Raw genomic sequence first — 13,645 nt, forward strand, 5'->3', positions numbered from 1 at the left:
AACAGAGCTGCGCGGGTTGCGACGATTTCGCAGCGAGCTGCGAAATACGTCACATTTCCCGCCCGCCTTGGATGATCAGGTAGACAGCCATCGCAAGCAAGGTCGCCCGTAAAAGCCATAGCAGCTGCCCCCCGCTCAATCGGGACGCGATGAGCGCTCCGATACGACCACCTATTATTGCCCCCGGCGCCAGAGCCGCAAACAGCAGCCAGTCAATGTTGCCGTGCCAGAGATGAACTCCGCTCCCGAGAATGGATGATAGCAGAATGACAAACATCGACGTGGCGGTGGCGACATGCGGCGGAAACGCAAAAAGCAATACCATCAGCGGCACGAACAACGAGCCTCCGCCGATACCGAACAATCCGGAACATAATCCGACGCCGCAGCCTATTAAAAGAGCAAGCCACAGATTATAGCCGTAGTTGTGAACATTCCCTTGGCCGTCTGTGAAGCTGCGCTTTATCGGCCAGTCGATACCCAGCGGCTTCATTCGCTCTCTCGCCACCATGAGCGTGAACATGAACAACATGAACAACCCGAAAGAAAGCTGAAACGGCCCACGCGCGATCCCGTTCGTCAACTGAGCGCCGATCATGGCCGCGGGCCCGCTCGTCGCGAAGAACAGCCAGCCGGTCCGAAAATCGACTTTACCTTGTTTTCGATATGTAATCGTAGCGGATAAGGCCGTGAAAATAAGTACAGCCAACGAAGTGCCCACCGCGGTTTGAGAAGTAACCGGGTTACCTAATAACGGCTCTCCCATAAGTACGAGAACGGGAACGATAATAATCCCCCCGCCGAGACCGACAATGCTGCCGAATACCGCCGAGATGATGCCGACAAGCAATAAAACGATCAACGCAATCCACATGGCGATGCCTCCTTCATATGCACGACCGGCCGCGCCATTCAGCGAAAACGGAGCCGACCTTCATCCTTGTGGACAAAGGCGGCTCCGCGCATTAAAAGGCCGAAGACGATAAGATGCTCAAACTCCTACAATGTTGTAGCCGTTGTCCACGTGCAGAACTTCTCCGGTGATCCCTCTTGCCCAAGGGCTCATGAGGAACAGCGCGGTATCCCCTACATCGGCAGCCTCTGTGGTGCGGCGCAGCGGCGCTCTCTCTTCCACCTGCTTCAGGATCGAGTTGAACCCGGCAATGCCCTTAGCCGCAAGCGTACGGATCGGACCGGCGGAAATCGCGTTAACGCGGATGGACTGCGGTCCCAAATCGTTCGCGAGGTAGCGTACCGATGCTTCCAAAGCCGCTTTGGCAACTCCCATGACGTTGTAGTTTCTAAGCGCTTTTTCCGCACCAAGATATGTCATCGTCACGATGCTGCCGCCCTCGGTCATGAGAGGATGCAACCGCTGCGCTACCGCGGTAAGCGAGTAGACGCTGATGTCATGCGCGAGCGCGAAGCCGGCCCTGGACGTATCCACGTACATGCCTTCCAGCTCCTCAGCTTTCGCAAAAGCGATACAATGTGCCAGTCCGTGCAGAACACCGACCTCATCTTTCAGACGCGCAGCTAAAGCATCGAGATCCTCATCGGAGGCAACGTTGCAAAGCATGGTGACCGAACCGGGAATCGTATCGGTGAGCTTGCGCACCCGTTCCTCGACCCGCTCACTCTCATACGTGAAAATCAGCCGCGCCCCTTGCGACGCCAAAGATTGCGCGATGGCCCATGCGATGCTCCGCTCGTTGGCGACACCCATGACCACAATATTCTTGCCTTGCAACAATCCGTCCATCGTTGGAATCCTCCTCGTCACGTTGGGAAACAGGCGCATACCCAAAATTTGGCCGGTATCCCCTGTTTGTCCAACGTAACCCATTTTCCCGACGATTGCAACAGATTTGAACGGTCATCCGAGCACTTCAACAGTCGCGCCGTCAATAACACGCACCGGTTGACCCGATGCTTCCGCAGCGCGCATATCCTCCATTAGCTTCAGCAGCGCAGCATCCTTTTGCTTCGCTTCAATCATGATATCGACCGCAGGCGTCAAGCCCGCAATGGCATATAAAAACCGCAGCAGCGGCTCCGGATCTACGTAATCGGCATGGCCTCTCGGGTCTTTTTCGCTTTTGGGACTGGAGATATGCATCTTGGGCGGCAGCCGATCGGACGATTCAGCAATTCCATTCCAACCAAATTTATTCCACGTGTCCATGATCCTTGGCCACAGCTGTTCAGCCGGCTTGTCGCTCGGGTTCACGGCATCATGGTGAAGATCAAGCACCATCGGAGCGCCGACCTCTTCAGCGATGTTCAGCGTCTCCTCCGCTGTGAACGTTTTGTCGTCATTTTCAAGTGTGATTCGCTGCGCAATTCGTTTCTCCAACGAACCGAAATTTTCGATAAACCTTCTTACTGCCGTTTCTTTATTGCCGTAGCTGCCGCCTACATGGATGTTGCACGTGGCCCTCTCATCCAGGCCCATCGCTTCAAGCATCATGACGTGGTGGTGCAAGTCCGTGACGGATTTGCGAAAAACGTCTGCCCTCGGGGTGCTGAGCACCGTAAAATGATCCGGATGGAAAGAAACCCGCATATGATGCTCGCGCACAAAAGAACCGACATCCGCAAACCCCTCAGCCAGCACAGGGTAAGGATCCCAGTCATTCAGCAGTTCATGTGTAACTAAAGGTATCAGCTTGGAGGTGAACCGGTACACTTTTACATCCATGTACCGGTTATGCTTCAGCAGCCGGAGCGTATTATGCAAATTTTCTGCCGCGAGGCGCTCGAGGCGGCGCAATGCGGCGTCCCTGTCGTTCAGCTTGGAAAACGTCGTCATGGTCATCGTCTTGGATGGGGACGCATTCTGCAGCTCCATCGACATCGCCACATAACCGAACCGCACAATCATGCTGTCTGCTAACCTCCTGGAAGCGGAACACGGTTTATTACTATGTAGTTTGCTCCTGTGCGCCGAAAAACATTTCATGCGCAAGCGAAGTCTGGATTCGCGCCTCCTCGTCGGTCAAGCGGCGAACGAGTTCCATTTCGACCTGTGTCACTTCTTCGCCTTGAAAATTGATTTCAGCGATGGATGCCACAATCTTCACGATGGCCACCGCCTGATTGTTCGGATCGTAAGCAATTACCTTCTGGCCTGTGGGGAACACGCGAAAGCTTTTCTTCACCATTTTGCCGCGTCCGTATTCGAGCAGCTCGTACAGCTCTTGATCGGATTTGAACTTGCATACGGAATTGAATTCGGTTTGAAAACCCATAGCCTTTCCTCCTCTAACATCATATAAAAATGGGACCAGCGGAGCATCAACTCCGTCAGCCCCAAATATCTTTACTCGCCGCCGTACTCAAGCGATTGCCGTTCGGCATGGCGTTCAACCGCCAGCTGGATCAACGTATCGAGCAGCTCGCGATAAGACAGCCCCGATTCCTTCCACATGAGCGGATACATACTGTAAGGCGTAAAGCCCGGCAGCGTATTGACCTCATTAATGAACAGCGCGCCGTCGCTGCGGCGAAGGAAAAAGTCCGCCCGGCACAGCCCCGACCCGTCGATGGACCGGAAAGCTTCCACTGCCATGAAGCGCACGGCTTCAGCCGTCTCCGGCGGAATGTCCGCAGGGATGACCATCTCCGATTTGCCGTCTGTGTATTTGGCTTTATAATCGTAAAATTCACTCGATGTCCGAACCTCGCCAGGAACGGAAGCCCGAGGTTCATCGTTGCCGAGTACGCTGACTTCAATTTCACGCGCATCGATGAACTCTTCCACGATGACTTTGCGGTCATATCGAAGCGCCTCATCCACTGCAGCAATGAGCTCCTCGCGGTTGCGCGCCTTCGACACGCCGACGCTGGATCCTAAATTCGCCGGCTTCACGAAGCACGGATAGCCCAGCTCCTCCACATTTTCCACACACTGCTCGCGGTTCTTTTGCCAATGATGCTTAATAAAATAACGATACCCGACTTGCGGCAGCCCCGCCTGAGCGAACATCTTCTTCATCATGACCTTGTCCATTCCGACGGAAGAGGCGAGAACGCCCGCACCGACGTAGGGCAGGCCCGCCATCTCGAACAAGCCTTGAATGGTGCCGTCCTCACCGAACGTGCCGTGAAGCAGCGGAAACATGACGTCGATCGTGCCGGCATCACCGCGGTTGCCCGATGTCTGTACCAGCTCACTTTCGGTAATCCCCTGCAAAACCGGCAGAATCGCATTATCCGTTGAAGATGCCGAGTCGGATTGCGGCGTATATTGAAGCTGGGCTACCGAAGCAGGCGGCGCAGCCAGAAGCGGCCCGGACCTCCACTGACCCTTAGGCGTGATATAAAAAGGAATAAGTTCATATTTGTCATAATCGAAAGCCTTGGATACAGCCAGTGCAGTCTGCAGCGACACCTCGTGTTCGCCGGAGCGTCCGCCGTAAACGAGACCGACGCGTATTTTGTTTCCCATAACGTACCTCCGCAATGTTGTGTCCGAAGCTTTTAGAATTCATCGGCAATGTGAAAAAACCGGTAGCGGGTCTGCTCGGTCCAGGCATACGAATCGCGGTAATCCCAATACCGATGCCGGGAGCTGACTGTATTCGCGTTAACCAGAGGCATGCCATCAGGCGTAAAGGCGGTCACGATTGTGTTATGCTGGAATCGCCCGTTGCCGTCAAAATCGTAGCAGATGAGATCACCCAGATGAAGCTGTTCGGGTGAGTCCACCGCTTCGGCACGAAAACCGGCAGCGCGCGGCGCGGCCAGATAGTGCTGCAAGGCGTTGGCCACAGCCCAGCTGTAACTCCACAGCTCCTGGTCTTTGCTCCGGCCTTTATACCACCAGCCGGATTCCCTTCTCCCAGTATAATTCATCGCCGCGCCCCCTGCAAAGAGACACTGGGAGACGTAATTCGTACAGTTCACGTCAAAAGTTTCATAGTTCGGGTTGCCTTCGTTCCACCATCGTTCCGCATAGGCGACCGCCGACTCGCGCCGGTAAGGGATCCCCCGGCTTAATCTGCCGTACCCGTAATGAGATCCGGTTGCCGAACCTGGGTACACCCTCGATTTGGCATTGTACAAGGCTTTCGGGTTCATATAAGGTATAGAGGGCATCACCGATATTCTGCCGTAATCATCACTCGTCACCTCTTCTTCCAGCGGCACAGCTACCTCAGAGGCCCGTTCCGGGTCAAGCGGCTGCACCGAATCCAACCGCCAGCTTTTGCCGATTCGAACGAACCGTAACCTTTCCCGTTCAACCCTTTCCTCCAGCCAAGGCTGACTGCGTTGTTCATAAGAGCGCACGAGATGAATGGATACATCTGCAACAGCCTCTGCGCCTTTGAGCTTGTGGCGTTCAATGCGGGCACGCATTTCGCTTCTGATCGGCTTCAGTGGGATTTTAGGGTCTCTTTGCGCTGTGTTATGAATCCGCCGGGTCATGCGCCTCCGATGCTCTTCATCGGGTATTTCCTTCAGCTTCCGCTCGTCGAAAAGCAGCGCGGCTTCATTAATCATATTTACATAACCGAATAAGGCGTCCTTCCAATCGGACTTCGTGCTCGGCACGGGACATCCCTCCCCAGTGAACGGTTTCACACGCCCCAATGGGCACAGATTGCGTCGGTTCATCCTATGCCGGGGAGTTCAGTTCTAATCATGAATTGTTCGCAAAATAATACTTTTTTCCGCTCTGCAGAGGCGTTACACGTCTTTACGGAATGCCTGTGACAGAGTATACTTAGAGCATAGGTTTCATTTTTGAAATCGTGTTTCACAGAGTGAAACTCGAAACTTGCCAAGGAGGCTGACCCACTTGTCCACTTTTCCGTACAAAGTTCAAGCCGACCTGCAGTCGTCCGGTTTATCTTACCGGTACTACAGTCTGCCGGCGTTAGAACAACAAGGCTTGGGCCCCATATCCAAATTACCGTTCTCCATGAAGGTGCTGCTCGAAGCCGCCATTCGTCAGTTTGACGGCCGTGCCATCACGGAAGAACATGTTAAACAATTAGCGACCTGGACAGAAGGCCGCGTAGATAAAGAGATTCCGTTCATCCCTGCACGTATCGTACTGCAGGATTTCACCGGAGTACCTGTTGTAGTCGACCTGGCTGCAATGCGTGATACGGTGAAGAAATCAGGCGGAGACCCTAAAAGCATCAACCCTCTCGTCCCCGTGGATTTGGTTATCGATCACTCCGTAATGGTAGATGCATTCGGTACGCCGGATGCGCTGAAATTTAACACGGACATTGAATTTGAACGGAATGAAGAGCGTTACCGCTTCCTGCGCTGGGCGCAAACGGCGTTTGATAACTTCCGCGCTGTGCCTCCGGGAACAGGTATCGTTCACCAAGTTAACCTGGAGTACCTTGCGAACGTTGCAGCTACGAAAATCAAAGACGGCGTTACCGAAGTATTCCCGGATTCCCTCGTCGGTACGGACTCCCATACGACGATGATCAACGGTCTGGGTGTTGTCGGCTGGGGCGTAGGCGGGATCGAAGCCGAAGCCGGTATGCTTGGTCAGCCTCTTTACTTTGTCATGCCTGAAGTTGTCGGCTTCAAATTGACGGGCAGCCTGTCGGAAGGCGCGACTGCAACCGACCTTGCTCTGACTGTAACTGAAATTCTTCGTAAAAAAGGCGTCGTCGGCAAATTCGTCGAGTTTTTCGGCCCCGGCCTTTCCAGCATCGGCTTGGCTGACCGCGCAACAGTGGCCAACATGGCTCCTGAGTACGGCGCAACCGTCGGTTTCTTCCCTGTAGACAACGAGACGCTGAACTACTTGAGATTGACCGGCCGCGAAGACACTCAAATCGAGCTTGTAGAAGCTTACTATAAAGCACAAGGCATGTTCCGCTCCGATGATACGGAGGACCCGGTATTCACCGACGTGATCGAGCTCGACTTGTCCACCATCGTTCCAAGCTTGGCCGGTCCGAAGCGTCCGCAAGACCGCGTCGAATTGACCGCCATGAAAAAGTCTTTCAACGATATCATCCGCACGCCGATCGACAAAGGCGGCTACGGCTTGTCCGACGCCAAAATCGAGCAAACGGTCGAAGTTAAACATCCGAACGGCGCGATGAGCCGCATGGGCACGGGCGCTGTCGTTATCGCAGCAATCACGAGCTGCACGAACACCTCCAACCCAAGCGTTATGCTGGGAGCAGGTCTCGTTGCCAAGAAAGCTGTGGAAAAAGGACTCAAAAAGCCGGGCTACGTGAAAAGCTCGCTCACACCGGGCTCGCTCGTCGTTACCGACTATTTGACCAAATCCGGACTGCTGCCTTACCTTGAGAAGCTCGGCTTCTATGTCGCCGGATACGGCTGCGCGACTTGTATCGGTAACTCCGGTCCGCTGCCGGATGAAGTCAGCCTGGCGGTTGCGGACAACGACATGACCGTGGCTGCCGTACTTTCCGGTAACCGGAACTTCGAAGGCCGCGTTCACGCTCAAGTCAAAGCCAACTATCTCGCTTCGCCGCCGCTGGTCGTTGCTTACGCTCTGGCAGGTACGGTCAACATCGACCTCGCGAACGATCCGATCGGCTTTGATAATGACAACCAGCCTGTATATTTGAAAGACATTTGGCCGACAAGCGAAGAGATTCATCAAGCAATCACCACTTCCCTGTCGCCTAACCAGTTCCGCGATAAGTACGAGAACGTGTTTACGCAGAACGAGCAGTGGAACAAGATTCATGTCCCTCAAGGCGAGATTTACGAGTGGGATGATAACTCGACCTACATCCAAAACCCGCCTTTCTTCTCGGATCTTGCTCCAAATGCAGGCGACATCGGCGACATCAAGAACGCCCGCGTGCTGGCTCTGCTCAGCGACTCCGTTACGACGGACCACATCTCGCCGGCGGGTAACATCAAGACCGACAGCCCTGCAGGCAAATACTTGCTCGAGCATGGCGTAGACAAGAAAGACTTCAACTCCTACGGATCGCGCCGTGGTAACCACGAAGTCATGATGAGAGGAACGTTCGCTAACATCCGTATCCGGAACCAAGTGGCTCCTGGCACTGAAGGCGGCGTTACGACTTACCTCCCTACCGACGAAGTGATGTCCATCTACGATGCTTCCATGAAATATCAGAAGAACCGTACGAACCTGGTTGTAATCGCCGGTAAAGAATACGGAACGGGAAGCTCCCGTGACTGGGCGGCGAAAGGAACTTATCTGCTCGGCGTTAAAGCCGTAATCGCAGAAAGCTTCGAACGGATTCACCGCTCCAACCTGGTCGGCATGGGCGTCCTGCCGCTTCAATTCCAACCGGGCCAAGGCTGGAAGACTCTCGGAATTACCGGCCGCGAAACATTCGAATTCAGCGGTTTGTCCAACGATGTCACCCCAGGCCAGACGATTACGGTAACGGCGAAACGCGAAGACGGTACTACCTTCGAATTCCCGGTAATCGTCCGCCTCGACTCTATGGTTGATGTTGATTACTTCCGCAACAGCGGTATTCTGCAGACTGTACTGCGCCAAATGCTGGCCGGACAGAACTAATCATTTCGCATCTTCAAAAACCCTTCATTCTCGCCAAATGAGAATGAAGGGTTTTTGCACAATTACAATGCCTTATCGGTTTCTCCGCCGTAATGATGCCGATGCGGAGTAGCTCCGCTAACCGTCGTATAGCCGTCGAATTGATGAATATGGCCTCCTCCGGGTACAGGAATAGCAGGACCTGTGACGCCGCGAATGTAATGCAAATGACCTGAATTAAATGTTGTCACCGCAGCATAGGCATGAATGTGCGGGACACCGCTCGGCGCCGGAGCCGTCCTGCCCGCGTATCGATGATCGTGGCCGACATCAAAGGAAGTGGTCCCTGCTAAGTCATGGGAGTGAACCGGTTGGCGATTCCAAGAAGTAATATACAGCTTATGAGTATGAGTCGGATCATCTCCCTCGGGCTCGTACAGGAAACCGGAAATCGGAATTTCCACAGCTTGTTGCCCTCCTTATCCGTTTTCCTTAGCTTATGAGAGCTCGGCCTCATCAGTGCATTCAACGGTACGAATGCCGCTTGGGTAGAGTTGTGCCTATGGGTTATAATGTAAGCGAATGTTCTTGCACGATGAAATGGAGGTACCCGCCTTTGCCCCGCAAATTTACGTTCCGCCGTTACAGGACGGCCCTCCTAATTGGGTTCATGGTCCTTGTATTTTTGTTTATGAACTACATTTCCTGGCCTTATGTCTTGTACGGGCCCGGTTCGGCCGAGCCGGTGCACCCGCGGGTTGAAACCGGCCATAAGCTGGATGAGAAAGGCCAGTTATTGTTTACGACGGTATCCACCTACTCGCGGCCAAACTTATTTGCCATCATATATGCCTGGTGGGACCCTCGAATGGATATCGAAACGCAGGAGAAAGCAACAGGCGGTGCGACCAATCTGGGTGCTTATCGCAACCTTTTGGCCTGGATGCGCGACAGTTCGGAAGCCAATGCGCTTATCGCCGCCTATAACGCCATGAAGAGGCCGATTGACGTGAAAGAGCAAGGCGTTATTGTGGTGCGTTTCCTCCCTGAGACCAAAGCGCGAGAGAGCGGTTTGCAGGAAGGCGACATCATTACCAGTATTGACGGTAAGCAAGCTAAGACTGTTCAAGAGCTTGTCACTTTTATTTCAAGTAAAAAACCGGGGGATAAAGTCAAAGTGGCAGGCAAGCGGGGAAAAGAATCTTTTAGCGCTACCGTCCCGCTCATATTGATGCCGCAGACCAATCGGACCGGAATCGGTTTTCAGAATGACACCGTACTGAATGTTACACCTCCTGATCCCGTCAAATTTGATTTCGAGGACACAGGCGGCCCGTCTGCCGGATTAATGATGACACTTGAGATTGTCGCTCAATTGACCGGCGAGGATCTAACGCGAGGCTACCGTATCGCCGGTACCGGCACCATCGACGCCGAAGGCAAAGTCGGCCAAATCGGCGGTATCCAATACAAGCTGATGGCAGCCGACAGGGAGAAAGCGGATTATTTCCTCGTCCCTTATGATGAGGAGAATGGGTTAGTCAATTGGAAGCAGGCACAGGAGACGGTTAAGGAACTGGAGCTCAAGCCCAAGCTGGTCCCCGTCGCCGACCTTGCCCAGGCAATGGAGTTTCTGGAGAAGCTGCAGCCTAAGCGTTAAGCGGGTTGTAAAAAGCAAAATGCCCTTGCGAGCAAAATCTCGTGAAGGCATTTTTAATGCTTGCCGGCCAGTGCAGCATGCTTAGAAGGTTACTCATCCCCAAATATTACATCTAAGTAAGTTTGCAAATAAGGAATAAAAGCTCTTTGGAACTCTAGCTCTGATTTTCGATAATACATTCCCGGTTACAGCGTTTTTACTTGCTGTAACTTTTGCATTTAAGCTTCTGAAATCTGCTTCTGTGAGATTGTATGAGAACGGTTGTTTGCTGACAAGAGGGGTTTCCAATTTATTTACATGAGGTCCGTTTTTCAGTTCCAAATAACGTACATGAGGTAGTAGTATTTCAAATAAGACTGCACGCAGTTCGCCTGATTCAGTATGCCTTTTCAGCGCACGAGTTTCGATTTTAACGCGTTCTGATGATTAGGGAATAGGAGAATATAGGGTAAAAGAAAAACCTTGATTGAGTGAATTACACTCGATCAAGGTTTCATAAAAAGTTAACTGATCTTTATTTTTAAGTTACTTTTTGTTTCTTGAATAATTCTATTCAAATGCTGGACTATTTCACCACTATCACCTTTGATAATTAATTCATTAATTTGGTGAGCAAGTTTTTTTAGTTCTAACATCCATGGTTTCGTCTCATCTTTGGTTAATTCATGAAAAATCCCAACTTCTGATGCTGCTTTTCTGGTGTTCCCACAATTCAAATAACCCATTGCCAAAATTAGCCGTCTCATGAATGGTGGAAGACCTACAATCATATCTTTGTTTCTTTCAAAATTTCCATCGCTCAGGAAATTTATTAATCCTTCAGGATGACCGACCTTTTCGAACCATGGTAGTGCATTATTTTCAAGTAATACCTTTACCTGTTCAAAATCCTCTGCAACCTCGATTTCATTCCCTTGTCCCCAGATTCCTGGTGAGTGCTCGCCAAGATGACTTAGCCTGTTCCCAAGTGATAGACTTATAGCTTCACCCGGGACGAACAATGGTTGAATGGCAACTTTGCAATCAAATCCGTGAGCATAAACATCAAAGTTAATTATATGCAGTGTATCTTCGGAAATTCGAACAAGTATAGTCGGTTTGTAAAACGTAAAGCCATGCTCTTTTGCAAATTCTGCATATGTTTTTTTAATCAACGTGATAATTTGTTTTTTTTCCACTTCTAATCTCCTTTCATCATGGTCTTAGTTCATATACTGGTGCGGAATTTGGTAAATGACTATTAATATCTTGAATCCTTTTATCCGTCAATCCTGCCTTACCTGTTTTTAGATCAAATACTGCTTTAATGGTACCATCTGAATTATACTCGACAGCGTCTAAACGAACACCACCTTTTGTTCCATATGGCACAATTTGACCATTTTTATACGTTACTTCAGCTTGCAATAGTGGATTGTTTAGTTTTCTTATATCGTTAGCAAATTGAGTGTGTTTTAGTGTTCCAGGTACAGTTCCACTTCCATCCACAGAGTTACTTGCTTTTGTAGCTAATTGCTGCAATTGATCCCTTGTTGAGAGATTTCCCGATACCTTAATCGGTCTCATCATAGCTTGTCGCATTTTTGAACTAAAAGTGGAAATCTTACCTCTGAAGGACGGCCCCTTAATGCCCCCTATAGGGCCACTGTAAGACGGAGTAGCTGCAACCGTTGTGCTTATATACAAAGACATTCTGATCCATTTCTCCCCTTCATATCTAAAGCTTGAACGTAATAATTGAGTATCCAATCTCCTCTTGCCTTAAGATCATTAAATCCTTCTTCTCGTTTAAAGCCTTCTTCAAAAAGATTTGAGTAGTAAATCCGAGTCTGTGCTAAATGTAGTGCAAAATCTTGGTCCTCGGGAAAGATAATAGGTTCTGCTTTGCATGGTACTTTGTCAAGACATGCAAATAGATACAATGCTGAAGAAATGTCTTCTTTTTCTCTCTTGGTAAGACTTACTCCTGCAATCCTATCAAGATATTGTTTAGCGTAAGCTAACGCAAGGTTCTTATACTTTTCATTTTCAGAGTCATCTCTAGCAAAATGACCATCATCATTAATATAGCCTGTAGCGAACCCTGTAGGATCCATATATATTAGCGGGTTATTCTCCACATACACATATTGGTTTAAACTCTGAGGATTCTCAATCTCACCCTCATACGTATCCTCAGATATAAACCGAGCAGGGCGCGGATCATAGTATCGTGCTTGCAAGTAATAGTACTGCGTCTTCCTATCCCAATAGTAGCCGGCGTAGCGGATTGGGTTTTCTTTGACAAGCTCGGTTGTGATGTCTTCGGTTGGTTCGGTTTCTTCGGTCAGGACGGTAGAGAGATCTAGGGTTACAGTTTCAGTAGATTCCTCTTCTATTGGAGCCGTGCTTTCTGTCGTTGTTCCTCCCTTGGGCCCCTTTTCTTTTCCATTGCCATTTCCCTTGCCGTTACCCGGATGGTAGTCCGGTTCGGTGTTGCCGCTGTCGTCTTCCGGTCCTTGAACGGAGCCGGGGCCGGGCGGACATGACAAGCTTTTCGAGCGAAATCCGCGAGGTCGGCAAATCTTTCTTCTGTACCGTTCTCTGTCCGTCTCGGTTAACTTGTACTGCTCACCGCTGCGAACGTCAGCGCACCCATTTCTCGTTGGTCACAGCCCGTATAACTTCATGTTAGCCGTTCATGTTCATTTTTGCGTATAGTCAACCAATACCTTTTTCCTCGAAGGAGCACTATCGAAGAGAGTAAAGATTAAGATAAAAGAACAAACGAGCCGCAGAGGAATGTCCTTGAGAGAACTTTCCCGGCTTACCGACATTCGCCACGCCGCGCTTAGTGAACTTTCCAATTCAAAACGTCAGAACATCAACTTCCAGCATATAGAGAAAATCGCCGAGGCACTTGATATTAAAGACATTCGCGACATCATCGATCTCATCGAAGAACCTTAACCTTCCATCTCGGACGGTTTTTCTATTTGGGATAGTGAGCTTTAAGTTCATTTTGTCTTAGCCACCCGCTTTATTCGGCACTGGGTGGGGGTAAAAAAAGAAAAACCACACGGAGTTGCTACACTCGCATGTGGTATTCAACAGTACTTTACATAAATGAAACTTAGTTATTCTAATAATTCACTGCCTACAACAATATTCCATATTTTCTCGAAACTTTCTTTGGGAATTTCATTTAGTACAAATTCTGGATCAGCATTGATAAATTCAAAACTAGGAGTTGGTTGATCAGATAAATCTGTAAATCCCGGTATCATTTCACAATAATTCAAATTGTCTGAGACGTATCCCACTTTCCCATTCAGAAAAAATTCAATTTTCCGAGTCTCGTAACGATTTTCATCAATTTCAGAATAAATTTTTACTGGGCTCTCAAACGAAATATTATACTTACCTTTTGGGAGCCTATACCACAACCACTCAATGCAAATGTACTTCATAGGTTCACCTCTAAGTTTAATATTGTTTCCCATGGCTTAGTA

The 13,645-nt window shown here is 50.3% G+C and carries 14 protein-coding genes; 3 read left to right on the plus strand and 11 right to left on the minus strand.

The annotated features are described in order from the left end of the window. Positions 1 to 49: 49 nt before the first annotated feature. The 6 genes from SD71_RS01725 to SD71_RS01750 form a co-directional block, all read right to left on the minus strand. Positions 50 to 874 (minus strand): sulfite exporter TauE/SafE family protein, encoded by an 825-nt coding sequence (locus tag SD71_RS01725; RefSeq protein WP_200889539.1) that lies wholly within the window; start codon positions 872 to 874, stop codon positions 50 to 52. A 117-nt stretch (positions 875 to 991) separates the two neighbouring features. Further along, positions 992 to 1,762: an enoyl-ACP reductase FabI gene (gene fabI / locus SD71_RS01730; RefSeq protein ID WP_041058773.1), complete on the minus strand. Its 771-nt coding sequence runs from the start codon at positions 1,760 to 1,762 to the stop codon at positions 992 to 994. Positions 1,763 to 1,876: 114 nt separating this feature from the next. Then, positions 1,877 to 2,884, minus strand: a complete 1,008-nt coding sequence (gene uvsE, locus SD71_RS01735) for a UV DNA damage repair endonuclease UvsE (RefSeq protein ID WP_041058776.1) — start codon at positions 2,882 to 2,884, stop codon at positions 1,877 to 1,879. 40 nt (positions 2,885 to 2,924) lie between these two features. After that, entirely contained in the window at positions 2,925 to 3,251 is a 327-nt protein-coding gene (locus tag SD71_RS01740; RefSeq protein ID WP_041058778.1) for a hypothetical protein, read from the minus strand. Positions 3,252 to 3,322: 71 nt separating this feature from the next. Then, positions 3,323 to 4,450, minus strand: a complete 1,128-nt coding sequence (locus SD71_RS01745; RefSeq protein ID WP_041058780.1) for a D-alanine--D-alanine ligase — start codon at positions 4,448 to 4,450, stop codon at positions 3,323 to 3,325. Positions 4,451 to 4,482: 32 nt separating this feature from the next. Continuing rightward, positions 4,483 to 5,556 (minus strand): amidase domain-containing protein, encoded by a 1,074-nt coding sequence (locus tag SD71_RS01750; RefSeq protein ID WP_041058783.1) that lies wholly within the window; start codon positions 5,554 to 5,556, stop codon positions 4,483 to 4,485. A gap of 247 nt (positions 5,557 to 5,803) precedes the next feature. On the opposite strand from SD71_RS01750, the gene acnA reads away from it, so the two are divergent. Next, positions 5,804 to 8,515: an aconitate hydratase AcnA gene (acnA, locus tag SD71_RS01755; protein ID WP_041058785.1), complete on the plus strand. Its 2,712-nt coding sequence runs from the start codon at positions 5,804 to 5,806 to the stop codon at positions 8,513 to 8,515. 62 nt (positions 8,516 to 8,577) lie between these two features. On the opposite strand, the gene SD71_RS01760 is transcribed toward acnA, so the two are convergent. Beyond that, positions 8,578 to 8,958 (minus strand): YmaF family protein, encoded by a 381-nt coding sequence (locus SD71_RS01760; protein WP_041058787.1) that lies wholly within the window; start codon positions 8,956 to 8,958, stop codon positions 8,578 to 8,580. 152 nt (positions 8,959 to 9,110) lie between these two features. Between SD71_RS01760 and SD71_RS01765 the strand changes: the two genes are divergently transcribed. Continuing rightward, positions 9,111 to 10,154 (plus strand): YlbL family protein, encoded by a 1,044-nt coding sequence (locus tag SD71_RS01765; protein WP_052475849.1) that lies wholly within the window; start codon positions 9,111 to 9,113, stop codon positions 10,152 to 10,154. Between the two features lie 503 nt (positions 10,155 to 10,657). On the opposite strand, the gene SD71_RS01770 is transcribed toward SD71_RS01765, so the two are convergent. The 3 genes from SD71_RS01770 to SD71_RS01780 are packed head-to-tail and all read right to left on the minus strand — an operon-like array spanning position 10,658 to position 12,685. Beyond that, the gene (locus tag SD71_RS01770; RefSeq protein ID WP_041058790.1) at positions 10,658 to 11,332 is read right to left on the minus strand and encodes a hypothetical protein; all 675 of its coding nucleotides are present in this window, start codon (positions 11,330 to 11,332) and stop codon (positions 10,658 to 10,660) included. Between the two features lie 16 nt (positions 11,333 to 11,348). Continuing rightward, entirely contained in the window at positions 11,349 to 11,846 is a 498-nt protein-coding gene (locus SD71_RS01775) for a hypothetical protein (RefSeq protein ID WP_041058793.1), read from the minus strand. Continuing rightward, a complete protein-coding gene (locus tag SD71_RS01780) occupies positions 11,831 to 12,685 on the minus strand; it encodes an RHS repeat-associated core domain-containing protein (protein WP_041058796.1) in 855 nt (284 codons plus the stop codon). The genes SD71_RS01775 and SD71_RS01780 overlap by 16 nt, the downstream gene beginning before the upstream one ends. A gap of 217 nt (positions 12,686 to 12,902) precedes the next feature. Between SD71_RS01780 and SD71_RS01785 the strand changes: the two genes are divergently transcribed. After that, on the plus strand, positions 12,903 to 13,103 hold the full coding sequence (locus tag SD71_RS01785; RefSeq protein WP_041058799.1) for a helix-turn-helix domain-containing protein: 201 nt from the start codon (positions 12,903 to 12,905) through the stop codon (positions 13,101 to 13,103). 167 nt (positions 13,104 to 13,270) lie between these two features. On the opposite strand, the gene SD71_RS01790 is transcribed toward SD71_RS01785, so the two are convergent. Then, the gene (locus tag SD71_RS01790; RefSeq protein WP_041058803.1) at positions 13,271 to 13,603 is read right to left on the minus strand and encodes a DUF6881 domain-containing protein; all 333 of its coding nucleotides are present in this window, start codon (positions 13,601 to 13,603) and stop codon (positions 13,271 to 13,273) included. Positions 13,604 to 13,645 lie beyond the last annotated feature (42 nt).

Source organism: Cohnella kolymensis, from assembly GCF_000829465.1.
Lineage (GTDB): Bacteria > Bacillota > Bacilli > Paenibacillales > Paenibacillaceae > Cohnella > Cohnella kolymensis.

Coding starts and splice junctions, on each gene's coding strand:
- SD71_RS01725 (WP_200889539.1), bottom strand. CDS start 874: ATGTGGATTGCGTTGATCGTTTTATTGCTTGTCGGCATCATCTCGGCG.
- fabI (WP_041058773.1), bottom strand. CDS start 1,762: ATGGACGGATTGTTGCAAGGCAAGAATATTGTGGTCATGGGTGTCGCC.
- uvsE (WP_041058776.1), bottom strand. CDS start 2,884: ATGATTGTGCGGTTCGGTTATGTGGCGATGTCGATGGAGCTGCAGAAT.
- SD71_RS01740 (WP_041058778.1), bottom strand. CDS start 3,251: ATGGGTTTTCAAACCGAATTCAATTCCGTATGCAAGTTCAAATCCGAT.
- SD71_RS01745 (WP_041058780.1), bottom strand. CDS start 4,450: ATGGGAAACAAAATACGCGTCGGTCTCGTTTACGGCGGACGCTCCGGC.
- SD71_RS01775 (WP_041058793.1), bottom strand. CDS start 11,846: ATGTCTTTGTATATAAGCACAACGGTTGCAGCTACTCCGTCTTACAGT.
- SD71_RS01790 (WP_041058803.1), bottom strand. CDS start 13,603: ATGAAGTACATTTGCATTGAGTGGTTGTGGTATAGGCTCCCAAAAGGT.